Genomic DNA, 24,373 nt, shown 5'->3' with positions numbered 1-24,373 from the left:
TCGATCGGTTCGGCACGGCGGATGACCGCGGACTGGCAGAGCATCTTCCCGAGCTTCGACGTGTACCGCCCGCGGTGGCTGCTCCGCCGGATCGGCCCGGTGATGCAGGGCATCCTGCTCGAACGGACCCGCTCAGCCGATGCGTACCGGCCCACGTCGCACATACACGCGCTGACCCGGCCGTTCCCCACCCTGACGCTGATGCTGTTGCGGTGCGGGACCGACATCCGGCACGCACGCCATGAGCAGGAGTTCCGCGACGTGGCGGCGCAGCTGGAACGCCTGACCGTGCTGCCACTGCGGGAGCCGCCGACGATCCCGCAGATCGTCGACGCCTGTCACGCATTCGCCCGCGCCGAGCGCGAGCGGGGATGCCCGCCGGCGGTGTACCCGGTCGAGGACAGTGTGCTGATCGCCGCCGCGAGCGGTGAACGCGCGCGGGCCGACGCGGGCCTGCGGCTGGCGGAGGAACTCGTCGCGGTCTGGCCGAAGTGGCGGCTGCCGCTCGACTGGCCGGGCAGTGACGCCTGGCTGCAGAGCCTCCGCGAAAGGGCAGCCAACGTGGATCTGCTGGACGCGTTGATCGCGGGTCAGGTCGCCCAGCACAAGCTCGGCAGTATCCGCGCGGTTTAGCTCATCGACGGCCTGGTGGAAGCGGCCCCCGGCTGAGCAGCAATCGGACCAACGCCGCCGCGTCCGCGACCGCGGTCAACGCACGGGGGGGGTACCGTCGCGGCGTCGTGCCACAGCGGCTCGCAGAGGTCGTCGGCCGGGCGAGCCGGCCACGGATAGGCGACCTCGCCGGCGGTGTGCACCGCCCTGAGCTGGAAGGTGACGCCGAGGGATTCGTAGGGACCATTGAGGTGCTCCGGCGGATACGTGACCTCGCAGATCAGCTCCGCCGCCGGGGTGCCGACCCGGGTACGCCGCTCCTTGTCGAAGACGGAGTCGGCGCGGCGGCGCACCTCGATCTGCCGCCGTAGCAGGTCGAGACGGGCGCACACCGAACCGCGCGGAGTAACCCGGGCCGAGGTGACCGGCGATCGCCTTGGCGACCTTCGGCGCCGTCCAGCCCGCCACGCTTCACCCCTTGACCGGCTCTGCACATCTTAGGCGGTTTGCGGCTTGTGTATCTGCCGCGTAGTGGTGAGGCTGACGCGGCGACCAGTCCGCCAGTACGTGTGCCGCAGGTCAAAGCAAAAGGCAACCAGCCTTGAATTTCCAAAGGGAAAAACAATAGGCCGGGCAGTCGCCGAGACGCCCCCGGTCCCGAGGTGTTGCCGTGGTCGGCCACCGTCGGCGTTGAAGAGCATCCTGGGTAGCGGCAGTGGCGAGCGTTGAGCGCGGTTCGCAGCTTCTACGAGTACTCCGACGGCGTCCCGATGCGCTCGCTCGCTTCCGGTGTCCTGGAAGCGCCCGACCTCGCCGCGGACACACCATTCGTCGGCGACGTCACGTGCTGGCTCGAAGCGCTCGACCGGCACGGTGTGGACGCCCTCGATGGAGCATGCTGAATCCGGTAGGTCAGTCGCGGCAGTACGAGAGGGTCTGCGCGGCGAGCAGGGTTTGCTGGTCGAACGCCGTGGTCCACGCGGTGCCGTCGGCGGTGGTGACCTCGACCGTGGTGCCGCCGACGAACCGCGCGGAGGCGAAGGTGCGCTCCGGTGCGGCGTCATGGTCGAACGGCACGACAAAGCAGGCTAGGTCCTGACCTGCCTCCCGGCTGCGCAAACCCTCCCGCGAACGGACCCGCACGATGTCGGCGCCCAGCCCGATCGAGCTGAACTGCAGCCGCACCAGCTCGAACCGACCGCCGGGCCCGACGCCCAGGACGGTGACCCTCCTGGGATCAGTACCGAACGAATCCGCCCCGGCGGTAAACCGCGCCCCCTCCGCACACATGGCGAGGGCGAGCACGACCGCAATCCCGGCCGAGATGCCTCGCGCGATCCGATTGCGCAACACGAGCCACGCCGCGGCCTCGAGCAGCAGCGGCGCGACGACGAGCACTGTCACCACGGCCCCGGGGCGCCCATAGGGCATCAGGTGGACGTAGTGCTTCGGGTTGTTCCCAGCGGTGATCGCGCCCGCAACGGCCAGTGCCGCCACAACGCCCAGCGCTGACGCCAGGACCCACCGCCCCCGTGCGCTCATGCCCGCCCCCGATGCGGATGAGGTTGATAGGACGACGATCGTAACCCGCATCGAGCAACTCCGGTGCCACGTGCTGCCGAGCCGGTCGGCGTCGATGGCCTCGGACGTGGCGGCGGTGAACCAGGCTTCGGGTTTGCGCATGATGTGCAGCACGGTGGCAAGGACGGTCCCGGCCGGCATCGGCTCCGTCACCGCCGCTTCTTCCCACGCTCGCGGCAGCCGCCAGGTCAAAGCAAAGAGCAAAAGCGACAAGCCTGGAATTTCCAAAGGGGGAAAAACAATAGGCCTGGCGGCCGCCGAGGCGTTCCCGATCCCGAGGTGTTGCCGTGGTCGGCCACCGTCGGCGTTGAAAAGCATCCTGAACAGCGGCATTGGCGAGCGTTGAGCGCGCGGTTCGCAGCCGACATCGGCGCGGACTTCCGGCCGACGCCCGAGAGCTGCAGGCCGACGTTGTCTCCGCGGCCCTGCTCTTCAACCCCGACGGGGGCCAACACCCCGGGATCAGGAACCCTTCGAATCCGTCCAACCCATTGTTTTTCCTCTCCGGTTTTCGCTTGTGTCCGCAAACGTGTGCTGGCTTGTCCGCAGTCATGGAGCTGTTCCGCGCAAGGTGATGGTGACGTTCGGCAGTTGATGGTGTGACGGCGTCCGACACGCCGAAGTCGCGAGAGCACGCACACCGGCTCGCCAGACGATCCGCCGTCATCGGAGACGACCTTGGTGCGATGCCTGAACTTGTGCCAAGTCACCGGCATTCTGGGCTCTCGGTCGGCCATACCGCTTCCAGGCCGTGGTCGGTGGCGTAGAGCAGGTATGGCCGCAACTCAGGGGCGTATTCCAGGTCGCGGCGCAGCGCGTGCAGATGAGCTGACCCCACCGCCAGGAACGGCTGGGCGGCGAGCAGGCCCCGAAGATCCCCAAACCGCCAATGCACACCCAGCAGCTTCCTTGCCCGCACCAGCAGCTGCACTCCATCGACCGGAATCCCGCCCACATAGACGTCGGCGGTCGGCGGCAGGTCCGGCTCCGGGTCGGCCGGCAGAGCGAAACCGGAACGCAGCCACACCTCGAACGCGGGGGCAGCAACATCGAGGTCGGCCTCGCCGAGACCGCCCAGATCGGCCCGGAACACCGGGCCGCCGCCGCCGTCGCACCTGAGGAAGAAGCCCCGATCGCCTTCCTGGCCGATCATGAGGTAGCCCGGGAGCCACTCGCCGATGTCGTAGGTCGTGTTGCGCTCCGGCAAGGATTCCAGGCAGAACATGACCACGCGATCGGCGACGACGTCGTCGGTGACCGACGCCAACCATCGCTGGTAGGCCGCATCCGTCCGGGAAATGAGCTGCTCGACCATCTCCACCGCCGGCTCCTACCTGTCGTCACCCGGCCGGCCCCGACCCGGCACCCCGGAAGCCAACACCGTAGCCCGACCCGCACCGCAGGAGTCATCATCAAGACCAGGCCCCGTCCACTGCAGGAGGGGCCAGGGCACGTCCGCCGAACTGCAGGGAAGCGTGCGCGCGGCACGTCGTTCGTCGGCTAGGTTGATCGAGTGACGGAGCCGAGGGTGATGTATGAGCCGGTGCTGAGCGGCGAGCCCGACGGCAGCATCTGGCGCGCCGAGGAGATGGCCGTCAACGTCGTCCCCGTCTACGACACGGCCGAAGCGTGGCTGAGCGACCGGTAGCGAGCAGCGTCGTCCTGCTCGCCTGCTTCGAGCAGGACGACGGCAACGGCGTGCTGGCCGCCGCTGCTGGCCTGTCCGATGACGAACGAGCGGCAACCTGGCAGGCGCTACGAGTGCGGCTGTGCGCAGTGCCCGACTCCGAGCAGCGGCAGGGCCTGAACGGCCGGGCCTGGAGCGAACGCGTCCGGACGTGGGCGCTCCTGGCCCTGGCCGTCGGCCCGGTCGACGTCGTGAAGCGGGTTGGCTCGTACGTGTACCTGCATCCCCCGGCGACCGATGTCGAACGGGTGCTCGCCTCACGAACGCGCGAGTGGCGCCAGGCGTTCACGGAGGCCACCCTGCGCGCCGAGGCCGGCGAGACCGGGGTCGGGCTGTTCGGCCCCCTGTGGTGGGACCTGTGGCTAAGGCTGCGCGAACTGGCCGGGGCGTTGCAGCCGGACGACACGTCGCCGGACTATCTCGTCCTGATGATCAGGGGTCTGCTGTTCAGCGGCTCCATCGTCGACGCCGTCGGTGCGGACCCCCAGCTGGCCGAGCGGTCGATCTGGCTCCTCTTCGAGCCCGCGGCCGGGGTGCAGAAGGCCCTGCTGGGAGCCGAGCGGTACTGGAACCCGGCCAACACCTGGCGGGTCGCGCTGGTCCGGCTGGCGCTGGCCGGTGTCCTCGACCGTCAGCGGCTCGCCGACGCGGCCACGGCCGCCGCCGGCGACGTGCGGATGGGCCGTAACCACCGCGGCTGGTACCGCCGCATTCCGCAGCTGCTGGCCGACCCGCGCCTGCTTCCGCGGGAGGCCGGCCACGGTCCTCCCCCGCCCGGCAACCAGCTGTGAATGTTTCCGTTGTGCGCGGCCGTCTGCCACAAGTTACAAAACCGGTAAATATTCACATGGATCGCAGACATGGCGGCCCACCGTGACATGATCCTGCAGGTTCCACGATGCATGTTGCGAGTCGGGCCGGGCGCCGCGATGCCCGGCCGCTGGGGGTGTTCGGTGTCCGCAGTCCAGGAGGCCTCGCGCAAGGCCGCCGTCGTCCCGATGCACCGCGCGGTGCGCGGGCTCGCCCGCAATCCCCTCGACGCCCTGGTGGGCTTCGCCGAGGCGGCCGGCGGTGACGTGGTCCGCGTCAATCTCGGCGCGTTCCGGCCCTACCTCGTGTCGAACCCGGCCCACGTGCAGCACGTGCTGCGCGACAACGCCGCGAACTACCTGCGCGACGGCAAGGGCATGCTGTGGCGGCCGGTGAAGCGGCTCTTCGGCGAGGGCATCCTCGCCGAGGGGCAGGTATGGGCGGCCAGCCGGAACACGCTGCAGCCGCTGTTCACCGCCAAGCGCGTCGACGCCCTCGTCGACGGCCTCGCCGCGTCGATCGAAGCGTCGGTCGAGCGCCTCGGCGAGCCCGCCCGCCAAGGCCGGCCGATCGACCTCGGCGCCGAGCTGTCCGAGATCGTGTGCGCCGCCATCATGCGGGTGCTCTTCGCCGACAAGGTCAGCGTGGCCGAGGCGCTGCGGATCGTCAGCGCGCAGAACACCATCGCCACCGCGATCGTGTACCGGCTGCTCGTGCCCTTCGTGCCGAACGCGATCCCGATGCCGGGCGACCGGCCGTTCCAGACCGCGGTGCAGCAGATCGACGACGTGCTGCTGCCGATCGTGCGGGCCGCCCGGGAGCACGGCGACGACGGCGACGACGTCATCGCCACGCTGAGCCGGGCCGTCGACGCCGCCGGACGCCCGATCGACGAGCGGCAGGCCCGCAACGACACCGTCGCCATGTTCGCCACCACGACCGAGACGACCTTCGGCGTGCTCACCTGGCTGTGGCCCATCCTGCAGGCCCACCCGCGGGTCGCCGAGCGGCTCTACGACGAGGTCGACCGGGTCGTGGGCGACGGGCCGGTCCGCCGGGAGCACCTGGCCGAGCTGACGTACCTGCGGATGGTCCTCGAGGAGCTGCTGCGGCTGTACCCGGTCGGCTGGCTGATCCCGCGCGTCGCGGCCGGGGCGGACGTCATCGGCGGGACCCGGATTCCCGCCGGTGCCGACATCCTCATCAGCCCGTACATCACGCAGCGGATGTCGGCGTTCTGGGACCGGCCGGCGGAGTTCGACCCGGAGCGGTTCGCCTCGCCGCGCGCCGAGCGACGCCACCGCTACGCCCACTACCCGTTCGGCGGCGGCCCGCACCAGTGCCTCGGGCAGTACCTGTTCTACCTGGAGTCGCAGCTCATCGTCGCCGCCATGCTGCGCCGGTTCCGGTTCGAGCTCACGAATCCGGTGATCCCCGAGCCGCAGGTGGCGGCGTCGCTGCGGCCGAAGACCGCGGTCGAGCTGACGCTCCTGCCCCGCACCCGCTGACCGTGCCGGCCACCGACGCCCCGGCGGGGCTCACCGGCGAGCTGACCGCGGCGGCCGAACAGGGCCGCATCTGCGCGCTGGCCGCCGGGGGCCAGCGGGACCTGCAGGCCGTCGCCGCGGCCTACCCGGAGCTGTTCCCGGCCAAGCCGTTCGATCCGGCGGTGTTCGGCACCGTCGCGCTGGCGACCGCGTTCGGGGCGCCCTGGTGCACCCGGGAGCAGCTGCGGATCGCGAACCTGACCGCGCTGTGGGTCTTCGCCGTGGACTGGCGCATCGACTACCTCGCCCGCGAGGCGGCCGACGTCGACGGCGTGGTCGAGCGCTGCCTGGCGACCGCGGACGGCGCGGCGCCCGGCGACGACGACGCGCTGGCGCGCATGCTCGCCGCGGTGCGCGACGAGCTCGCGGCCGGGCCGGCGTTCGCCGGGCACCGGGCGGCCTGGCGCGAGGAGCTGCGCCGGATGCTCGCGGCCATGCGCCGCGAGTGGCACTGGAAGACGTCCGGCGCGCGCCCGGGGCTCGAGGAGTACCTCGGCAACGCCGACAACTTCGGCTCGTCCTGGGTCAACGTCTCGCACTGGCTGTCCGGTGCCACCGCGGGCGCACTCACCGCCCTGCCCCGGCTCACCGAGGCCGGTCGGCTGGTCCAGCGGGTGCTCCGGCTCGCCAACGACCTCGCCACCTACGAGCGCGACGTGGAGTGGGGCGATCTCAACGCGCTGCTGCTCGGCGTCGGCCGCGACGAGGTCACCGGGCGCATCGGCGCGCTGGCGCGCGATGCCCTCACCGCGGCGGAGGCGCTCACCGCCGCCTGCCCGCGGGAGGCGGTGTACCTCAGCCGCCAGATCGGGTTCAGCACCGGCTTCTACCGGCTGACCGACTTCTGGGGCGAACGGTGACCGCCGAGCGCACGATCACCTCCCCGGCGGCCGACGGCGGCCTCGGCCGGCAGGTCGACGCCCTCCTCGCCGGCCTCGTCGCCGAACCCTGGGGGCAGGTGACCGCCTCGGTCTACGAGACCGCCCGGCTGGCCGCCCTGGCACCGTGGCTGCCCGGCCACGCGGAGCGGCTGCGGTGGCTGCGGGCCGGGCAGCGCGCCGACGGGGGCTGGGGGCCGCCCGGCGGCTACGCGGTGGTGCCGACGCTCAGCGCGACCGACGCGCTGCTGGCCGCGGGCGACGGCGGGGCGGCGCAGCGCGGGCTCGCGTTCCTGGGCCGGCTCATGCACGGGGCGCGGCCCATCCCCGACACGCCCGCCGCCGACCTCATCGTCCCGGCGCTCGTCGAGCGGATCGCCGAGCGGACCGGCACCCGGCTGCCGCTGCCGGCCGGGATCGACGGTGCCCGGCTGGCCGCACTGCGCCGGCGCTTCGGGACCGGCGCGACGGTACCGCCGAAGCTCCTGCACGCCCTGGAGGTCCTCGGCGACGCGGCCCGCGGCGCGCCCGGCGTCCGCCCGGCCGGGCCCGGGACCATCGGCGCATCGCCCGCCGCGACCGCCGCCTGGCTCGGCGAACGGCCCGCCGCCCCCGACCCGTACCTGGCCGCGGCCGCCCGCACCCACGGCGGCCCGGTGCCGTGCGCCACGCCCATCACCGTGTTCGAGCGGGCCTGGGTGCTCGGGGGCCTGGCCCGGGCCGGCGTCGGGTTCGCCGCGCCGCCCGGCCTGGTCGCGAGCCTGACCGCCGACTGGGGACCGGACGGCACCGCCGCCGGGCCCGGGCTGCCGGCCGACGCCGACACCACCGCGGTCGTGCTCTTCGCGCTGGCCGAGCTGGGTCACGACGCCGATCCCGGCGTGTTACAGCGATATGACGTCGGTGAATTCTTCTGTACCTGGCCCGGCGAGGACGGATTCTCGGTCACCACAAATGCCCATGTGCTGGACGCATTCGGCATATTTGACCGCCGCGACATCGCCGAGCGGATATCCCAATGGCTGTGCCTGCGCCAGGAGCCCGACGGCTCTTGGCACGACCGGTGGCACGCCTCGCCCTACTATGCGACCGCCTGCTGCGTGCTCGCCCTGAGCCGCTTCGGCCGCGGGCCGGCGGTGTCCGCCGCGGTGGCCCGCGCCGCGCGCTGGGTGGCCGCGACCCAGCGCCCGGACGGCTCGTGGGGCCGCTGGCAGGGCACCCCCGAGGAGACCGCCTACGCGGTTCACGTGCTGCTCGCGGCCGGTGCCGGCACCGATCTGGACCGCGCCGGGCGCTACCTGGCCGGGGAGCACCCGCCCGACCTGCCGATGTGGCACGACAAGGACCTGTACGCGCCCCACGCGATCGTGCGCGGCGCGGTGCTCGCCGCGCGGCATTTGCTCAACCACCGCCGGAATTGACCGCACCGGATTTGAGAATCCCGGCCAGAAGTTGCTAGCGTGCCCCAGTGCTCCGGAGGCCGGCGTTGTCCGATATCAATGCATCACCGCTCCGGCCGGTTCAAGAAATGCCGACTGGGACGGTGTAATGGCTTCCCGCAGTTCACGGCTCCGCACGAAAATCACCGCCCTGCTGCTCTCGCTGACCGCGCTCTGGGTGTTCGCGGCCTGGGTGACGCTGCGCGAAGGCATCAACCTCCTGTGGGTCCAGACCTACAACAGCCGCATCTACGAGCCGAGCGAGCCGCTCCTGCTGCAGCTGCAGGTCGAGCGGCGCATGTCGATGGTGTTCCTGGGCAACGCCGGGGCCGTCCAGCGCGCTGATCTCGACGCCCAGCGCCGCAAGGTCGACGACCTGGCCACCGAGTTCCGCGGCTCCGCGCTGAGCCGCTGGGCCGAGGTCGCCGCCGACGCCGAGCTCGAGGGCCGCATCGACCTCGTCGTGCACGGCCTCGACCAGCTGCGCTCCACCCGCGCCTCGATCGACGCCCGCACCGTCGACCGCGCCGCCGTGTCGGGCGTCTACACCAGCGCGGTCGAGTCGATCTTCCAGGTGTACTACTCCCTCGGCAAGCTCGACGACCAGGCCATCGCCGACGACACGGTGACGCTGATCCAGCTCAACCAGGTCCGCGAGCTCGTCGCCCAGGAGGACTCGCTGCTGGCCGGGGCGCTGGCCGCCGGCCGGTTCACCGACGCCGAATACGGCCAGTTCACGCAGCTCGTCGGCGCCCAGCGGTTCCTCGCCGGTCAGGTCGCGGCGAAGCTCCCCGCGCCCGACAAGGCCCGCTACGACGCGGCGGTGACCGACGGCGAGCTCACCCGCCTGCGCCAGATCGAGGACCAGGTCGTCTCCGGGTCCCGCACCAGCCTGCGGCTGCCGGTCGACGCCAACGGCTGGAGCGCGGCGACCGAGGCGGCCCAGAAGCGCATCCTCGACATCGTGCTGCAGGGCGGCGACGCCGTCGTGCAGCGCGCGGCCCCGGTCGCGATCGGGGTGGTCGTCCGGCTGCTGCTCGCCGCCGGGCTCGGGCTCATCACCGTCATCGCCTCGATCATCGTCTCCATCACCACGGCCCGGGCGATGCTGCGCCAGCTGGAGCGGCTGCGCGACGCGGCCCGCCGCCTCGCCACCGACCAGCTGCCCGGCGTCGTGGCCCGCCTCGGCCGCGGCGAGACGGTCGACGTGGCCGCCGAGGCGCCGCCGCTGGAGTTCGGCCACGACGAGATCGGCCAGGTCGGCCACGCGTTCAACGCGGTGCAGGAGACCGCCATCCGCGCGGCCGTCGAGCAGGCCGAGCTGCGCCGCGGCATCCGCGACGTCTTCCTCAGCATCGCCCGGCGGTCCCAGTCGCTCATCCACCGCCAGCTCTCCCTGCTCGACGGCATGGAGCGGCAGGAGGCCGACGCGGCGAAGCTCGACCACCTGTTCCGGGTCGACCACCTCGCCACCCGGATGCGGCGCAACGCGGAGAACCTCATCGTGCTGGCCGGGTCGAGCCCGGGCCGGGTCTGGCGCCGCACCGTGCCGATCGTCGACATCGTCCGCGGCGCCGTGGCCGAGGTCGAGGACTACACCCGGGTCACCGTCCACCAGCTGGGCCCCGCCGAGCTCGCCGGCCGGGCCGTCAGCGACGTCATCCACCTCATCGCCGAGCTCGTCGAGAACGCGCTGTCGTTCTCCCCGCCGCACACCGAGGTCCACATCAAGGGCCAGCCGGTCGGCAACGGCTACGTCCTGGAGATCGAGGACCGCGGCCTGGGCATCGGCGCCGGCGAGCTCGACGAGCTCAACCGGCGCATCGCCAGCCGCCCCGAGTTCAACCTGACCAGCGCCGCCCGGCTCGGCCTGTTCGTGGTGAGCCGCCTCGCCGACCGGCACGGCATCCGGGTCCAGCTCAAGGAGTCGCCGTACGGCGGCACCACGGCCATCGTGCTGATTCCGAAGGGCCTGCTCGACGACGCCGCGCCGGCCGGTGACGCGCCCGCAGCCGGGCTCGTCACCGCCGGGGCACCGGTGGCCGCGGACCGCGGGGCGCAGCCCGGGGCACCCGCGCCGACGCCGGCGCGGCCGGCCGCCGTCGCCCTGGCCGAGGCCCCGGAGCCGGTCCACGACGCCGAGTTCACCCCGACCGGGCTGCCGGTCCGGGTGCGGCAGGCCAACATCGCCGCGCCGCTGCGGGAGGAGCCGCCCGAACCCGGACCGGCCGGGCCGCCGGCGGGCCCCGACCCGCAGCAGGTCCGCAGCCGTATCGCGTCGTACCAGGACGGGAGCCGCCGGGGACGCGCCGGCCGTCCTCGGCCCGCCGACGACTCCACGCCGCCCGAGGCCTGACGTAAGGGGACATCTGTGGCACCGCACATCACGGCCAACGCGGACCTGACCTGGCTGCTGGACGACTTCGTCGGGCGCGTCGACCACGCGCAGCACGCGATCGTGCTGTCGGTCGACGGCCTGCTCAAGGCGTCGTCGCAGGCCCTGAGCCGGGACGACGCCGAGCACCTCTGCGCGATCGCGGCGGGCATCCAGAGCCTCGCCCGGGCCGCCGGCAAGCGGTTCGACGGCGGGCCGCTGCAGCAGACGATCGTGGAGATGCAGCGCACCTCGCTGCTGGTGACCACGGCCGGCGACGGCTCGTGCCTGGCCGTGCTCGCCGGGGAGGAGGCCGACCTCGGCCTGCTCGCCTACGAGATGGCGATGCTGGCGACCCGGGCCGGGAAGTACCTCGGCTCGCCGCCCCGGCTGCACGAACCGGCCGAAGGAGTGTGACCCGAGCCGATGACCGACCGCGACGAGCCGAAGGACGACGAGTGGGTCGACGACCACGCCGGCCCCGTCGTCCGCCCCTATGCGATGACCCGCGGGCGGACGCGGCCGAGCCGCGGCACGTTCAACCGCATCGCACAGGTGACGGCGGCCGTGACGGTCACGACGCCCGACGTCTGGATGGAGCCCGAGCACCTCGCCATCCTGCGGATGTGCCGGCACCCGCTGTCGGTCGCCGAGCTGGCGGCCCACCTGGACCTGCCGCTGGGCACGGTCCGGGTCATGCTCGGCGATCTGCTCGACCGGCACCTGGTCCAGGTGCGTGAACCCGATCCGGCCGGGACGCATCCCAGCGCGGACATCATCGAGGCGGCGATCAATGGCCTACGGGCACTCTGACGACGTCCCCACCGCGATCAAGATCCTGATCGCGGGCGGGTTCGGCGCGGGCAAGACCACGATGGTCGGTGCGGTCAGCGAGACCGGGCCGCTGCGCACCGAGGAGGTCCTCACCGAGGCCGGTGCCGGCGTCGACAGCCTCACCGGCGTGGAGACCAAGTCGACCACCACGGTCGCGCTCGACTTCGGCCGGATCACGATCAGCCCGCAGCTGGTGCTGTACCTGTTCGGCACGCCCGGCCAGGACCGCTTCTGGTTCATCTGGGACGAGCTCGCCCTGGGCGCGACCGGCGCGGTCGTCCTCGCCGACACGCGCCGCCTCGCCGACTGCTTCCCGTCCATCGACTACTTCGAGCGGCGCGGCACCCCGTTCGTCGTCGCGGTGAACTGCTTCGACGGCGCGCGGCAGTACGAGCTCGACGAGCTGAAGCTCGCCCTGAACCTCGAGTCGGACGTCCCGATCGTGCTGTGCGACGCCCGGCAGCGGCAGTCCGGCAAGGACGTGCTCATCGCCCTGCTCCAGCACGCGGCCCGCGTGCGCGCCGCCGTCACCGCCTGACGCCCCTCCGGTCAGGTGGTGGGCGTGTACGTCCAGTCCGGGGTCATCGACGGGCGGAGGTCGCGCAGGGTGCGCTTGAGGACCTTGCCCGACGGGTTGGTCGGGAACTCCTCGACGATGTAGATCTCCTTCGGGACCTTGAACCGGCCGAGGCGCTCGCGGGCGTGGGCGATCAGCGCCTCCGGGGTCAGGCCGGGGCGGCCGATCACGAACGCGACCGGGACCTCCTGCCACTTCGGGTCGGGGGCGCCCACGACCGAGGCGGCGAGCACGAGCGGGTGGTCGGCGAGAACGTTCTCGATCTCGGCGCTGGACATGTTCTCGCCGCCGCTGCGGATCATGTCCTTGAGGCGGTCGCGGATGTACAGGTAGCCGTCCTCGTCGAAGCAGCCCACGTCGCCGGTGTGGAACCAGCCGTCGCGGAACGCGGTGGCGGTGGCGTCCGGGTCGTCGAGGTAGCCGGGGCTCACCTTGGGGCCGCGCGCCACCACCTCGCCGTCGACCCCGACGGGGACGTCGTTGTCGGCGGCGTCGACCACGCGGACCTGGACCCACGGCACCGGGATGCCGACCGAGCCCTGCTTCGACTCCATGTGGGCCGCGTCCAGATAGGTCAGGCCGCTGCACGTCTCGGTCAGCCCGTACCCCTCGATGAGCCGCGCGTTCGGGAAGAGCCCGCGGGCCACGCCGAACAGGGCCGTGGTCACCTGGGAGTAGATGATCCAGCGCACCGAGGACAGGTCGGCCGCCTCGGACTCGCTCGCGCGGCGGACCATGTCGAGCATGGTCGCGGCCATGACCATGCCGGTGATCCGCTCGGACTCGATGGCGCGCAGCACGGCGGCCGGGTCGAAGCGGCGCTGCAGCACCATGCAGCCGCCCACGTGCCAGATGCCGTAGCCGGGCAGGTCCGTGCCGCCGACGTGGTACAGCGGCGCGAAGTTGAGGATGCGATCGCCCGCGCGCAGGCCCAGCTCGACGATCTGGGCGTGCATGTTCATGTTCACGTTGCCGTGGGTGAGCATGACGCCCTTGGGCAGGCTCGTCGTCCCGGACGTGTAGATGATGCGCTGGAGGGCGTCGTCGCCCAGCTCGGCGTCCGGCACACGGGCACCGCTGTGCAGGGCGGTGAGCGCGCGCAGGTCGGTCCAGCCGGCGTCGATCGGCTCGAGCGCGAACCGGCCGACGCCGGGCAGGGAGGCGCAGGCCGCCGCGGTGAGCGCGGCGAACTCGGGCACCGTGGCGACGGCCTGGACCCGCGCGTGGCCCAGCAGGTGCGCGAGCTCTCCGGCGGTCAGGCGGTAGTTGAGCGGTACGAACACCGCACCGATCTTCGACAGCGCCAGCGAGAGGATCAGGAACTCGGGCACGTTGTTGGCGATGATCGCGACCCGGCTCCCCCGGCGGACGTCCAGGCCGAGCAGCCCGGCCGCGAGCGCGTTCACGTCCGCGTCCAGCTGGGCGTGGGTCCAGCGCCGGCCCTCGAACACCAGGGCGTCCTCGGCGGCGAAGCGGCGCGCGTTGCCGGCGAGCATCGCGGCGATGTTCGCGGTCGTCATGAGGTCTCCCGCAGGTTCTTCTTGAGCACCTTGCCGGAGTCGTTGCGGGGCAGCGACTCCACGATCTGCACGTACTTCGGCACCTTGAACTTGGCCAGGTTCGCGAGGCAGTGCGCGCGGATGTCCTCGCCGGTGGCCCGGGAGGCGGGGTGCAGGATGACGAACGCCTTGGGCACCTCGTCCCACTGCGGGTCGGCGACGCCGATGACCGCGACCTCGGCGACGTCCGGGTGCTGGGCGATGACGCGCTCGACCTCGGCGCTGGCGATGTTCTCCCCGCCGGACTTGATGAGGTCGGTGCGGCGGTCGACGAACCAGAGATAGCCGTCCGCGTCGATCCGGCCGACGTCGCCGGTGAGGAACCAGCCGTCGCGGCGGGTGCGCTTGGTGGTCTCCTCGTCGCGCCAGTACCCGGGCGAGATCTTCTCCCCGCGCACGATGATCTCGCCCTCGACGCCGGGCGCGACCTCGCGGAAGGACTCGTCCACGATGCGGATGTGCACGCCGGGGAACGGCGCCCCGAGCGCGCCCAGCTTCGAGTCCTCGTGGGCGGCGTCCATGTAGGTGGCGCCGTTGCAGCACTCGGTCATGCCGAACGTGTCGATGAGCCGCACGTGCGGCAGCCGCGCCTTGACCTTGCGCCGGACGCTCGGGGCGACGCCGGCGAAGAGCAGGTACCGCAGCGCGGAGAGGTCCGGCGCCGGGTCGAGGTCGAGCATCCCGAAGAGGATCTGCGCGGCGAGCACCATGCCGGTGATGCGTTCCCGCTCGGCGATCGCGGCGATGTCGGCGGCCTTGAACGTCGGGGTGAGCACCATCGTGGCGCCGGCGACGAAGACGGCCAGGCCCGGCGCCTCCAGGCCGGAGACGTGGAACAGCGGCGCTGAGACGAGGATCCGGTCCTGCTGGGTGAGCTCGAGCTCGAGGACCTGGGCTCGGTGGTTGGCGGCGACGTTGCCGCACGTGTGGATGACGCCCTTCGGGTGGGCGGTGGTGCCGGAGGTGTACAGCAGCCGGTGCACGTCGCCGGGCGCCTTCTCGGCGTCGGCGACGCGGATCCCCCGCGGCTGCCCCGCGAGGAGCGCCTCGAGGCGCTGGGCGCCGTCCACCATGGAGGAGCCGTTGGCGACCAGCACCCGAAGGCCGGGCAGGGCCTCGGCGACGTCCGCGAAGTCGTCGTCGTAGAGCAGCGCCGCGATGCCCGCCTGCGAGATGACGTAGGACTGCTCGGTCGCGTGCAGCCGCCAGTTCAGCGGTACCGCGATCGCGCCGATGCGGCTCAGCGCGAGCAGCTCGATGACATAGGTGGCGGTGTTGCGGGCGAGGATCCCGACGAGGTCGGCGGCGGTGATGCCGGCCGCGAGCAGGGCCGCCGCGTGCCGGTCGGTCTCGGCGTCGAGCTCGGCGTAGGTCCAGCGGGCGTCGCCGTCGACCAGCGCCTCCCGGTCCGCGCGGCGCAGCGCCTGGACCCGCAGCACCTCGGCGAAGTTGCTGGTGGCCATCAGCTGCCGTTCTCGGCCCGGTAGGCGAGGATCTCCTCGCGGCTGGGCAGCGACACGAACTCCAGCAGGTTGCCGTCGAGGTCGCGGGCGGCGAAGGCGGTGATGTACCCGTAGTTCTCCAGCAGCACCCGGTTGGGCTTGCCCAGCACCTCGGCGCCGAGGTCGCTGATGCGCCGGTGCAGGTCCTCGATCTCCTCCAGCGGCACCTCGAAGCTGAGCAGGAACGTGCCCAGCTCGAGGTGCCCGCCGGTCGCGGTGCGGGTCTTGGTGCCGTTCCACTCGATGAGCTCGAGCTGGCCGACGCGGCTCGGCCCCTGCATGTACTGCACCTTGCCGGTCGTCCCGGCGGGCAGCCCGAGCGAGACCTCGATCCCGGGTCCGCCGACGTCGCTGCGCAGGGTGCGGCGGTAGCCGAGGGCCTGTTCGTAGAAGTCCGCGGCCCGCTCGACGTCCGAGACGGTCATGGCCACGTGATGCACTTCGGAGACCGGCATGGGGTGTACGCCTTTCCGTGTTACTGGGAGAGAACCTTCTGGATCAGCTCGACCTCGTCGGCGCCCGACGTGGGGACGATGAAGTCGTCCAGGCGGCAGATGTCGTCGAGGTTGGCGAGGATGTCGTCCGGCTTGGCCGGTTCGCGGCCCGAGTACCAGCCGGGCGTGACGCCGAGGAAGATACGCCCGACGCGGCCGCCGCCGACGGTGAGGATGTGCCGGTTGATCTCGCACTGCTCGGAGGCGAGGAACGTGCCCACGGCGGCGACGTGGCGCGGGTCGAACCGGTCGGCCAGCTCGCCGAGCAGCCCGTCGGTCATCCGGGTGGCCGCGGTCGGCGCGATGGTGTTGACGAGGATGCCGCGGCGGGCGCCCTCGAGGGACAGCACGTGCATGAGCCCGATGAGGCCGGTCTTGGCCGCGCCGTAGTTGGCCTGGCCGAAGTTGCCGAGCAGGCCGGAGGACGAGCTGGTGAGCACGATCCGGCCGTAGCCCTGCCCGGCCATGAGCGGCCAGGCGGGGCGCAGCACGTTGAACGCGCCGGTGAGGTGCACGTCGATGACGGACTGGACGTCGTCGTCGGAGAGCTTGGCGAGGGTCCGGTCGCGCAGGATGCCGGCGTTGTGGATGACGGCGTCGACGCGTCCGAAGGCGTCCATGGCCCGGCGCACGAGCGCGGCGCCCCCGTCCGGGGTGGCGATGGAATCCGTCGAGGCTTCGGCGGTACCGCCGGCCGCTCTGATCTCCTCGACGACGCGCTCGGCCGCGCCGCCGCTGCCGGTTCCGTCGAGGGCCCCGCCGAGGTCGTTGACCACGACCTGCGCGCCGTGCTCGGCGAGGGACATGGCGTGGGCGCGGCCGATGCCGTTGCCGGCTCCGGTGACGATGGCGACGCGGCCGTCGAGTCGAACGCTCATCGCTCGCTCCCCAGGACCGCCACGAAGGCCACGCACGAGCCGGGCTGGCCGCCGAGGTTCTGGGCGACGGCGAGCCGGGCGCCGGGCACCTGCCGCTCCCCCGCCTCGCCCCGCAGCTGGGTGAAGCACTCGAACATCATCCGCAGCCCGGTCGCGCCGATCGGGTGGCCGAACGACTTCAGGCCGCCGTCGGTGTTGACCGGCAGCGCGCCGCCGAGGTCGTAGCGGCCGTCGAGGATGTCCCGCCAGGCCTTGCCGCGCTCGGAGAACCCGAGGTCCTCCATGAGCACCACCTCCGTCGGGGTGAAGCAGTCGTGCACCTCGGCGAGCGAGATCTGCGTCGCCGGGTCGGTCACGCCGGCCTGCTCGTAGGCCTGCCCGGCGGCCGCGACGACCTCCGGGAACGTGGTGAAGTCGTAGCCGTCGGTGGCCAGGCCGGCGCCCGAGCCCGCGACGAAGCCCATGCCGCGCAGGAACACCGGCTTGTCGGTGTAGCGGTAGGCGTCCTCGGCCCGGACCAGGATCGCGGCCGCGGCCCCGTCGGAGACGCCGGAGCAGTCCATGACGCCGAGCGGTCCGGCGATGCGCGGGCCGCGCTCGACCGCCTCGGCGGTGACCGCCTTGCGGAACTGGGCCCGCGGGTTGAGCGCGCCGTTGGCGTGATTCTTCATCGCGACCCGGGTGAGCGCGCCGCGCAGGCCGCGATCGTCGACGCCGTAGGCCTCCTGATACGCCGGGGCCAGCAGCGAGAAGCCCGCCGGGGCGGTCCAGTCGACGTCGGTACCGTCGGCCGGCGGGTACACCGCCGAGAGCCCCGACTGCGAGGCGTCCTTGAGCTTCTCGACGCCGGTCGCCATCACCATGTCGTAGGCGCCCGACGTGACGGCGAAGGCCGCGTTGCGGAACGCCTCCGAGCCGGTGGCGCAGTAGTTCTCGACGCGGGTGACGGGCTTGCCGACGAGCCGCAGCGGCCGGGCCAGGGTCTGCCCGGACATGCCCGAGCCCTGGGTGCCGACCCAGAACGCGTCGATGTCGTCGAGCGCGACGTCGGGCAGTGAGCCCACGCACTCGTGGACGGCGTCGACGAGCAGGTCGTCGGCGGAGGAGTTCCAGTGGTCGCGGAACGGGGTGCAGCCCATCGCGACGATCGCGACGTCGTGGGCCATGCGCCTACTCGCCATCGGTGGCGGTGTCCTTTCCCGGGCGGGGCCCGCACGCAAGCTTCCAGAAGTAGTTGTGGATCCCGTCGGTCGTCCACATGCGGCGGAACGTCGGGGTCATCGCCGTCCCGACCGTGATCTCGCCGGCGTCGGCGGTGGCGTAGGCGCTCAGCCGTCCGCCGCCCTCGAAGTCGACGACCACGATCGCCACGTCGGACTCGGGCATGGTGGTGAGGTGGTCGCGGGTCACCGAGACGACGGTCGCGGTCTTGTCGCGCAGCGAGACCTTGGCGGTGCCGTCGCCGGCGATCCCGCAGGCGGCGCAGACCCGGCTCGGCGGCGTGGTGACCTTCCCGCAGGCGCCGCACTGGCTGCCCTCGAGGCGGTACTTCCACCCGGCACGCCGGTGCATCGGCGGCGACGCGGGCGCGGGCGCCGCCGGGCGGGACGGGCCCTGCACGTCGAGCAGGCCCCGCCACCGCAGGTACCGCCCGTAGCCGATGGTCTGCCGCGCCTCGAGCTGCTCCCGCACGGACGGCCCCGAGCGGGCCTCGCGCACGCCGTCGCCGACCCGGAACACGAACGCGTCCGCGCCCTCGGTCGCGGAGACCAGCAGGATGACCTGCCCCGGCTCGGCCTGGTCGAGCGCGTCGGCCAGCAGCAGCCCCGGGTGCGCGGCGCCGGTGAACCCGGTCGCCTGCTCCAGGTTGCCGGCCTCGCTCGCGGCGCCGAGCGCGCGGCGCAGGGCCGCGGCCGCGCGGGCGTTGGAGGAGGAGACGACGACATGATCGGCCGCGTCGAGCCCGGCCTCGGTCAGCGCCCGGCGGGCCGCGTCCAGCCCGGCCGCGGCGAGGATGTCGGCGGTGAACCGCTCGTCCCAGACGCGGTCGTGGCGCTCGCCGGGCAGCCGCCAGCGCTCCAGGAGCTCGGTGGTGTGCCCGGCGCGGGCGAGGAGTTCGGCGGCGCGTCCGCTGCCGCCGGTGAACGCGGCCGCGGCGTCGCCCTGGGCCAGCTCGTCCGGGGCGCCGGGGCGGGTGGTGCGCACGTCGGCCAGGGCCGCGCTGCCGCCGGCCCGCACGACGAGGTCGAGCGCCGCGGCGCCGGAGCGGTGCCCGCGCAGGTCGAGCGCGGTCACCCCCGGGTCCAGGCCGAGCGCCTCGTGCACCACGCCGGCGGAGGTCTTGGCCTCGTACGGGGCGCTGGTCGTGGCCAGCAGCAGGCGGTCCTGCGGAAGGGGCAGATGGCGTGCGACCTCGACGGCCATCGTGATGACGTCCTCGTCGAAGCCGGCCACGGACCGGGCGATGCCGCGCGGCCGGGGCGGGCCGTCGAGGCTGTTGTCGGTGAGCGCGTACGCCGGGAGGTAGGCCGCGTAGGCGTCGATGCCTGCCATGGGTGTCAGCTCCAGGAGGGGATAGCGGCGAGCAGGCGCTGGGTGTACTCCTGCTCCGGGTGGTCGAGCACATGGGTGACGTCGCCCTGCTCCACGACCCGGCCGGCGCTCATCACCGCGATCCGGTCGCACAGGTCGCTGGCGAGCATCAGGTCGTGGGTGACGAAGAGCAGGCCGATGCCGAGCTCGTCGACCAGGGTGCGGAACAGCCCGACGACCTTGGTCTGGGTGGTGACGTCGAGCGCGGTGGTGCACTCGTCGGCGATGACCAGGGAGGGCCGGGTGACGACGGCGAGGCCGATGGCGACGCGCTGGCGCAGGCCGCCGGAGAGCTGGTGCGGATAGGCGGCCAGGACCCGGGCGGTGTCGGTGATGCGCATCTGTTCCAGCACCTCGACCGAGCGCCGCTCGACCTCGGCCTTGGTGATGCCGGGGACGTGGCGGCGCAGCACCTCGGCGAGGTGGGTGCGGACCTTCATGAGCGGGTTCAGGGAGCGCGAGGCGTCCTGGAAGACCATGCCGACCGCGGTGCCGCGGACCTTGCCGGTGCGGTCGGCGCCGGGGGCGACGATCTGCTCGCCGGACAGCTCGATCGAGCCGCGCTCGACGCGCACGTTGCGCTCCAGCAGCCCGACGACCGACCGGGCGAGGGTCGTCTTGCCGCTGCCGGACTCGCCGACGACGCCGACGATCTCGCCTCGGCCGATGCGCAGGTCGACGTCGTCGAGCAGCGGCACGTCCCGGTCGCCGACCCGGGCGGTGATGGACAGCCCGGCGACATCCAGCAGGCTCGTCATCGCTGCCTCTTCCGCGGGTCGTGGTGGGTGAGCAGGGCGTCGCCGAGCAGGTTGACCAGCACGACGAGGACCGTGATGGCCAGGCCGGGGAAGAACGCGATCCACCACGCCTGGCTGAGCTCGTTCTGGCCGGACGCGAGCAGCGACCCCCAGCTGATCATCGGCGGGACGACGCCGAGCCCGAGGAAGCTCAGCGCGCTCTCCACGAGGATCGCGGTGCCGATCTGCAGGGTGCCGAGCGCGACGATGGTGCCGGCGAGGTTGGGCAGGATGTGCCGGAACACGATCCGCGCCTCGGAGGCCCCGGCGGCGCGCAGGCCGAGCACGAACTGCCGCTCGCGGATGGCGAGCGTGGCCGAGCGGGTGACCCGGGCGCAGATCGCCCAGCCGGTGAGCGACAGCACCAGGAACAGCACGGGCAGGGAACTGCCCCGGTTGGAGATGATCGCCAGGGCGATGAGGATGAACGGCAGGGCCAGCTGCGCGTCGATGAGGATGGAGATGAGGCGGTCGACCCAGCCGCGGAAATAGCCGGCGAGCAGGCCGAGCAGCGTGCCGGGGCCGATCGCGACGAGCGCACCGACCAGGCCGATGACGATCGTGAGCCGGCCGGCGGAGACGAACTGGGTGAGCACGTCCTGGCCGAGCTTGTCGGTGCCGAGCGGGTGCGACCAGGATCCGCCGCCGAGCCAGCCGGGCGGGCGCCGGGTGGCGGCGAGGTCCTGCCCGGTGTCGGGCAGCAGGCCGGTCAGCGGCAGGACGAAGACGGCCACGACGATGACGGCGATCGGTACCGCCAGCCAGAACGCCGAGGTCCGGCGTCGTTTCGGCGCGGCGGGGCGGACATCGGGCGCGAGCGCGACCTCGGTCACGGCGGTCACCTCACCCTCGGGTCGACGATCGAGTGGATGACGTCGACGAGCAGGTTGAGCAGGACGAAGACGAGGGCCCCGAAGACCACGATCGCCTGCACCAGCGGGAAGTCGCGGAACTGGATGGCCTGCAGCGCGAGCTGGCCGAGGCCGGGCCAGGAGTAGACGTACTCCACCGCGACCGCGCCGGAGAGCAGAATGCCGGTCTGCAGCACCACGATGGTGAGGATCGGCATCATCGCGTTCTTGAACGCGTGCCGCCACACGACCCGGCGCCGCAGGATGCCGCGGGCGCGGGCGGAGTCGATGTAGGGCTCGGCGAGCGCGTCGCTCATCGAGGCGCGGGTGAGCCGCGCGATCTGGGCCATGGGGTACACGGACATCGTCAGCGCCGGCAGCACGAGATGGGCGGGGGTGCCCGACTGCCCGGCCGGCAGCCAGCCCAGCCGCACGGCGAAGAGCACCACGAGCATCATCCCGAACCAGAACACCGGCACCGACTGGCCGAGCAGGGCCAGGGTCGAGGCGGCCCGGTCCCACCAGGTGCCCTCGCGGGTCGCGGCGAGCACGCCGAGCGGGACGCCGACGAGCACGGCCAGGGCCATGCCGGCCGCGACGAGCTGCAGGGTGAACGGCAGCCGGTCCATGATCATGGAGGTGTTGGGCTGGTAGAACTGCAGCGACTGGCCGAGGTCGCCGGTGAAGACGCCCTTGAGGTAGTCGAGGTACTGCACGAGCAGCGGCCGGTCGAGGCCCAGCTCGTGGCGCAGCTCGATGCGCTGCTCCTCCGGGGCCATCGGGCCCAGGATGGTGGCGGTCGGGTCGCCCGACAGCCGGCCGAGCAGGAACGCCATGCTCAGCGCGATGAGCAGCGACGCGAGCAGCGCTGCCAGGCGGCCGCCGATGCGGCGGACGGTGGTGGCCTTCATCGGCGGGCCCTCCAGCGCGCGCCGGGCATGGCGGCCAGCAGCTCGCGCGTGTAGTCGTTCTCGGGTTCGGCGAAGACCCGCTCGCACGGGCCGGACTCGACCACCTGGCCGCGGTACATCACGTGCACCGTGTCGCAGACGGAGCGCACGACGGCCAGGTCGTGACTGATCATGAGCAGGGCCGCGCCGGTCGCCGTGCGGATCTCGCGCAGCAGGGCCAGCACGTCGGCCTGCACGGAGACGTCCAGCCCGGAGGTCGGCTCGTCCGCGACGATCAGCCGCGGGCGCATGAGCAGGGCGCGGGCGATGCACACCCGCTGGGCCTGGCCGCCGGAGAGCTGGTGCGGGTAGCGCTCCAGCAGCTCGGGGGCGAGCCGGACCCGGCCGAGCAGGTCCGCGTCGTCGATCCAGGCGGTCCGCTCCGGCTGCAGTGCCCGCAGCTCCTTCAGGCCGGAGCGCACGGACTGGCGCGGGTCCAGCGATCCGTGCGGGTCCTGGAAGACCACCTGGACCTCGGGCCGCAGCCGGCGCAGCTGCTTGCGGCCGACCGAGGACAGCGAGTGCCCGAGCAGGCGGATGTCGCCCCCGCCGCGGGGGCCGAGCCCGGTCGCGGCGAGGGCGAGTGTCGTCTTGCCCGAGCCGGACTCGCCCACGACCGCCACGCTCTCGCCGGCCTCGATGCGCAGCGACACGTGGTCCACGGCCCGGAAGATCTCGCCGGTCGTGCGGTTGCGGTGGTCGACGACGAGCTGGTCGACCACCAGGACGGGTGCGTCGGTCTCGGGGGTGCCGGGGTGGCGGGCCGCGTCGCTGATGCGGCCCGCCACCTCCGTCTTCGCTGCCTCGGGCATCGTCAGTGGGTCGTCTTGGTGAAGTCGACGGTGTTCAGGGGGCCGAACACCACGCCCTTGACCCCGGCGCCGGTCGCGTAGTTGAAGATCTGCCGGTACAGCGGCACGTAGCAGTGCTTGTCGACCACGCCGATCGTGTTGAGCTGCTCGTAGATCGGGGCGGCGGCCGCGGCGTCGTTCTGCTCCAGCGCCTTGGTGGCCAGGTCGTCGATCTGCGGGTCGGCGCAGTTGCCGGTGATCGACTTCGTCCGCATGAAGCCGGAGACGAAGTAGTCGGGCGAGGCGACGTTCGGGACGCCGGCGAAGATCGCGATGCCGGGGACCTGACGGCCGACGACCCGCTTGACCAGCGTGCCGTAGTCGATCGGCACGTAGCTCACCTTGAAGCCGGCCTTCTCCAGCGCGCCGCCGACGGCCTGGCTGACCTCGGCGATGTTGGTGTACTGGTTGGCCGGGTAGGTGATCTGCACGGCCGGCGCCGCGGAGCCGACGAGCTCCTTGGCCTTGGCCGGGTCGGCGGTCACGCTCGACGCCGGCTTCGAGCCCGGGTTGATGTTGAGCAGCCCGGAGTCGGCGACGGCCTGGCCGTCGAAGATGCCCTTGACGATCGCGTCGCGGTCGATGGCCAGGGCGGCCGCCTCCCGCAGCTTCGGGTCGTCGAACGGCGCCTTGGTCGAGTCGAGGAACGCGATGATCTTCATCGCGGTCTCGGTGCTCACCACGTTGATGCCGGCCTTCTTGGCCTCGCTCGTCTGGGCGGGCGGCAGGTCGAAGGAGACGTCGACGCTCTTGCTCTGGATCAGGGCCAGGCGCTGGGACGCCTCGTTGGCCCACGTGAACGTGATGCCGCTGTTCTGTGCCTTGTTCGGGCCCCAGTAGTTGTCGTTCTTCTTCACGGACATGTCGCGCCCGGCGTGGGCGCCCGCCCACACGTAGGGCCCGGTGCCGATCGGTTCGGCGGCGAAGCCCTCCGAGCCCTTCTCCTTGTAGTAGGCCGGCGGCACCAGGTAGACCGTGGTGAGCAGGTCGGGGTAGTTGTACTGCGGGGTCTTCGTCTTCATCACGACCGTGGTCGCGTCCGGCGCCTCGATGCTGGCGACGTTGGTGAAGTACGACTTCAGCTGGGACGACGGCGCGTCGCGGGTCAGCGTCAGGGTGTTGGCGACGGCGGCCGCGTCGGCCTTCTCGCCGTTGCTGAACGAGACCCCGTCGCGGACCTTGAAGGTCCAGGTCGTCGGGTCGGTGCGGGTCCAGCTCGTCACGATGCCGGTGTCGACCGGCTTGAGCGACGAGTCGGTGTTGATCAGCGGCTCGAGCATCGTCGCCCAGACGATCTGGGCGGAGCGCGCGCCGACGATGGGGTCGAGGGTGGCCGGCTGGGCGGCCAGCAGCGCCCGGATCGGGGCGGTGCTGGGGGTGTTGCCGCTACTGGCGCCGGAGTCCGTGGTGCCGCCGCAGGCGGCCAGGCCGAGCGCTGCCACGGCAACCGTGGTGACCAGCGACAACGACCGTCGGGGGTGCTTCATCATTATCGATGTCCTTCACAGCGATGAGGCTGATGTGTCACTGCGAATCGAGCCCGTGACGCTCGCCACAAAG

Annotated in this window: 24 protein-coding genes; 10 read left to right on the top strand and 14 right to left on the bottom strand. The window is 72.3% G+C overall.

Annotated features, from left to right (window positions below; translation table 11 throughout):
• Positions 1-21 precede the first annotated feature (21 nt).
• Positions 22-633 (top strand): hypothetical protein, encoded by a 612-nt coding sequence (locus tag AC6JBM_RS10990; protein ID WP_497983495.1) that lies wholly within the window; start codon positions 22-24, stop codon positions 631-633.
• On the opposite strand, the gene AC6JBM_RS10985 is transcribed toward AC6JBM_RS10990, so the two are convergent.
• The 3 genes from AC6JBM_RS10985 to AC6JBM_RS10975 form a co-directional block, all read right to left on the bottom strand.
• Entirely contained in the window at positions 630-1,004 is a 375-nt protein-coding gene (locus AC6JBM_RS10985) for a hypothetical protein (RefSeq protein WP_497983494.1), read from the bottom strand. The genes AC6JBM_RS10990 and AC6JBM_RS10985 overlap by 4 nt on opposite strands.
• A gap of 520 nt (positions 1,005-1,524) precedes the next feature.
• On the bottom strand, positions 1,525-2,346 hold the full coding sequence (locus AC6JBM_RS10980) for a hypothetical protein (RefSeq protein WP_497983493.1): 822 nt from the start codon (positions 2,344-2,346) through the stop codon (positions 1,525-1,527).
• Positions 2,347-2,899: 553 nt separating this feature from the next.
• The gene (locus AC6JBM_RS10975) at positions 2,900-3,514 is read right to left on the bottom strand and encodes a hypothetical protein (protein ID WP_497983492.1); all 615 of its coding nucleotides are present in this window, start codon (positions 3,512-3,514) and stop codon (positions 2,900-2,902) included.
• Positions 3,515-3,706: 192 nt separating this feature from the next.
• On the opposite strand from AC6JBM_RS10975, the gene AC6JBM_RS10970 reads away from it, so the two are divergent.
• The 9 genes from AC6JBM_RS10970 (at position 3,707) to AC6JBM_RS10930 (ending at position 12,300) form a co-directional block, all read left to right on the top strand.
• Positions 3,707-3,841 carry a hypothetical protein gene (locus AC6JBM_RS10970; protein ID WP_497983491.1) on the top strand — a complete coding sequence of 45 codons (135 nt, stop codon included), beginning with the start codon at positions 3,707-3,709 and terminating at the stop codon, positions 3,839-3,841.
• Complete coding sequence (locus AC6JBM_RS10965; RefSeq protein ID WP_497983490.1) at positions 3,823-4,671, top strand: hypothetical protein; 849 nt, start codon at positions 3,823-3,825, stop codon at positions 4,669-4,671. Before AC6JBM_RS10970 ends, AC6JBM_RS10965 begins: the two co-directional genes overlap by 19 nt.
• 207 nt (positions 4,672-4,878) lie before the next feature.
• Positions 4,879-6,198, top strand: coding sequence for a cytochrome P450 (locus AC6JBM_RS10960; RefSeq protein ID WP_497986442.1), 1,320 nt, complete (start codon positions 4,879-4,881; stop codon positions 6,196-6,198).
• A gap of 2 nt (positions 6,199-6,200) precedes the next feature.
• On the top strand, positions 6,201-7,097 hold the full coding sequence (locus AC6JBM_RS10955) for a terpene synthase family protein (protein ID WP_497983489.1): 897 nt from the start codon (positions 6,201-6,203) through the stop codon (positions 7,095-7,097).
• Positions 7,094-8,536 carry a prenyltransferase/squalene oxidase repeat-containing protein gene (locus tag AC6JBM_RS10950; protein WP_497983488.1) on the top strand — a complete coding sequence of 481 codons (1,443 nt, stop codon included), beginning with the start codon at positions 7,094-7,096 and terminating at the stop codon, positions 8,534-8,536. The genes AC6JBM_RS10955 and AC6JBM_RS10950 overlap by 4 nt, the downstream gene beginning before the upstream one ends.
• 127 nt (positions 8,537-8,663) lie before the next feature.
• Positions 8,664-10,910, top strand: coding sequence for a sensor histidine kinase (locus AC6JBM_RS10945; RefSeq protein WP_497983487.1), 2,247 nt, complete (start codon positions 8,664-8,666; stop codon positions 10,908-10,910).
• Between the two features lie 15 nt (positions 10,911-10,925).
• A complete protein-coding gene (locus tag AC6JBM_RS10940; RefSeq protein ID WP_497983486.1) occupies positions 10,926-11,345 on the top strand; it encodes a roadblock/LC7 domain-containing protein in 420 nt (139 codons plus the stop codon).
• Positions 11,346-11,354: 9 nt separating this feature from the next.
• Positions 11,355-11,741, top strand: coding sequence for a DUF742 domain-containing protein (locus tag AC6JBM_RS10935; RefSeq protein ID WP_350617583.1), 387 nt, complete (start codon positions 11,355-11,357; stop codon positions 11,739-11,741).
• The gene (locus AC6JBM_RS10930; RefSeq protein WP_497983485.1) at positions 11,722-12,300 is read left to right on the top strand and encodes a GTP-binding protein; all 579 of its coding nucleotides are present in this window, start codon (positions 11,722-11,724) and stop codon (positions 12,298-12,300) included. Before AC6JBM_RS10935 ends, AC6JBM_RS10930 begins: the two co-directional genes overlap by 20 nt.
• An 11-nt stretch (positions 12,301-12,311) precedes the next feature.
• Here the strand turns inward: AC6JBM_RS10930 and AC6JBM_RS10925 are convergent, their stop codons facing one another.
• Genes AC6JBM_RS10925 through AC6JBM_RS10875 form a run of 11 tightly spaced genes read right to left on the bottom strand, consistent with a single transcriptional unit; the run spans position 12,312 to position 24,303 of the window.
• Positions 12,312-13,859, bottom strand: a complete 1,548-nt coding sequence (locus tag AC6JBM_RS10925) for a class I adenylate-forming enzyme family protein (protein ID WP_497983484.1) — start codon at positions 13,857-13,859, stop codon at positions 12,312-12,314.
• On the bottom strand, positions 13,856-15,361 hold the full coding sequence (locus AC6JBM_RS10920) for a class I adenylate-forming enzyme family protein (protein ID WP_497983483.1): 1,506 nt from the start codon (positions 15,359-15,361) through the stop codon (positions 13,856-13,858). The genes AC6JBM_RS10925 and AC6JBM_RS10920 overlap by 4 nt, the downstream gene beginning before the upstream one ends.
• Entirely contained in the window at positions 15,361-15,855 is a 495-nt protein-coding gene (locus AC6JBM_RS10915) for a VOC family protein (RefSeq protein WP_497983482.1), read from the bottom strand. Before AC6JBM_RS10915 ends, AC6JBM_RS10920 begins: the two co-directional genes overlap by 1 nt.
• Before the next feature lie 20 nt (positions 15,856-15,875).
• Positions 15,876-16,772, bottom strand: coding sequence for an SDR family NAD(P)-dependent oxidoreductase (locus AC6JBM_RS10910; protein ID WP_497983481.1), 897 nt, complete (start codon positions 16,770-16,772; stop codon positions 15,876-15,878).
• Positions 16,769-17,953, bottom strand: coding sequence for an acetyl-CoA acetyltransferase (locus AC6JBM_RS10905; protein WP_497983480.1), 1,185 nt, complete (start codon positions 17,951-17,953; stop codon positions 16,769-16,771). Before AC6JBM_RS10905 ends, AC6JBM_RS10910 begins: the two co-directional genes overlap by 4 nt.
• Positions 17,943-19,325: a zinc ribbon domain-containing protein gene (locus tag AC6JBM_RS10900; protein ID WP_497983479.1), complete on the bottom strand. Its 1,383-nt coding sequence runs from the start codon at positions 19,323-19,325 to the stop codon at positions 17,943-17,945. The genes AC6JBM_RS10905 and AC6JBM_RS10900 overlap by 11 nt, the downstream gene beginning before the upstream one ends.
• Before the next feature lie 5 nt (positions 19,326-19,330).
• On the bottom strand, positions 19,331-20,122 hold the full coding sequence (locus AC6JBM_RS10895; protein ID WP_497983478.1) for an ABC transporter ATP-binding protein: 792 nt from the start codon (positions 20,120-20,122) through the stop codon (positions 19,331-19,333).
• Complete coding sequence (locus tag AC6JBM_RS10890; protein WP_497983477.1) at positions 20,119-20,994, bottom strand: ABC transporter permease; 876 nt, start codon at positions 20,992-20,994, stop codon at positions 20,119-20,121. Before AC6JBM_RS10890 ends, AC6JBM_RS10895 begins: the two co-directional genes overlap by 4 nt.
• A 5-nt stretch (positions 20,995-20,999) precedes the next feature.
• Entirely contained in the window at positions 21,000-21,923 is a 924-nt protein-coding gene (locus tag AC6JBM_RS10885; RefSeq protein WP_497983476.1) for an ABC transporter permease, read from the bottom strand.
• Positions 21,920-22,774: an ABC transporter ATP-binding protein gene (locus AC6JBM_RS10880; RefSeq protein WP_497983475.1), complete on the bottom strand. Its 855-nt coding sequence runs from the start codon at positions 22,772-22,774 to the stop codon at positions 21,920-21,922. Before AC6JBM_RS10880 ends, AC6JBM_RS10885 begins: the two co-directional genes overlap by 4 nt.
• Positions 22,775-22,776: 2 nt before the next feature.
• Positions 22,777-24,303 carry an ABC transporter substrate-binding protein gene (locus tag AC6JBM_RS10875; RefSeq protein WP_497983474.1) on the bottom strand — a complete coding sequence of 509 codons (1,527 nt, stop codon included), beginning with the start codon at positions 24,301-24,303 and terminating at the stop codon, positions 22,777-22,779.
• Positions 24,304-24,373: the final 70 nt, after the last annotated feature.

The organism is Dactylosporangium thailandense (genome assembly GCF_059739745.1).
This window is presented reverse-complemented; position numbering and strand designations above follow the sequence as displayed.

What these genes read in the sequence shown, in the direction of transcription:
- AC6JBM_RS10925 (WP_497983484.1), bottom strand. Translation starts at nt 13,859, where the DNA reads ATGACGACCGCGAACATCGCCGCGATGCTCGCCGGCAACGCGCGCCGC.
- AC6JBM_RS10960 (WP_497986442.1), top strand. Translation starts at nt 4,879, where the DNA reads ATGCACCGCGCGGTGCGCGGGCTCGCCCGCAATCCCCTCGACGCCCTG.
- AC6JBM_RS10910 (WP_497983481.1), bottom strand. Translation starts at nt 16,772, where the DNA reads ATGAGCGTTCGACTCGACGGCCGCGTCGCCATCGTCACCGGAGCCGGC.
- AC6JBM_RS10935 (WP_350617583.1), top strand. Translation starts at nt 11,355, where the DNA reads ATGACCGACCGCGACGAGCCGAAGGACGACGAGTGGGTCGACGACCAC.
- AC6JBM_RS10875 (WP_497983474.1), bottom strand. Translation starts at nt 24,303, where the DNA reads ATGATGAAGCACCCCCGACGGTCGTTGTCGCTGGTCACCACGGTTGCC.
- AC6JBM_RS10920 (WP_497983483.1), bottom strand. Translation starts at nt 15,361, where the DNA reads ATGGCCACCAGCAACTTCGCCGAGGTGCTGCGGGTCCAGGCGCTGCGC.
- AC6JBM_RS10900 (WP_497983479.1), bottom strand. Translation starts at nt 19,325, where the DNA reads ATGGCAGGCATCGACGCCTACGCGGCCTACCTCCCGGCGTACGCGCTC.
- AC6JBM_RS10930 (WP_497983485.1), top strand. Translation starts at nt 11,722, where the DNA reads ATGGCCTACGGGCACTCTGACGACGTCCCCACCGCGATCAAGATCCTG.
- AC6JBM_RS10885 (WP_497983476.1), bottom strand. Translation starts at nt 21,923, where the DNA reads ATGAAGGCCACCACCGTCCGCCGCATCGGCGGCCGCCTGGCAGCGCTG.
- AC6JBM_RS10945 (WP_497983487.1), top strand. Translation starts at nt 8,664, where the DNA reads ATGGCTTCCCGCAGTTCACGGCTCCGCACGAAAATCACCGCCCTGCTG.
- AC6JBM_RS10990 (WP_497983495.1), top strand. Translation starts at nt 22, where the DNA reads ATGACCGCGGACTGGCAGAGCATCTTCCCGAGCTTCGACGTGTACCGC.
- AC6JBM_RS10905 (WP_497983480.1), bottom strand. Translation starts at nt 17,953, where the DNA reads ATGGCGAGTAGGCGCATGGCCCACGACGTCGCGATCGTCGCGATGGGC.
- AC6JBM_RS10895 (WP_497983478.1), bottom strand. Translation starts at nt 20,122, where the DNA reads ATGACGAGCCTGCTGGATGTCGCCGGGCTGTCCATCACCGCCCGGGTC.
- AC6JBM_RS10880 (WP_497983475.1), bottom strand. Translation starts at nt 22,774, where the DNA reads ATGCCCGAGGCAGCGAAGACGGAGGTGGCGGGCCGCATCAGCGACGCG.
- AC6JBM_RS10915 (WP_497983482.1), bottom strand. Translation starts at nt 15,855, where the DNA reads ATGCCGGTCTCCGAAGTGCATCACGTGGCCATGACCGTCTCGGACGTC.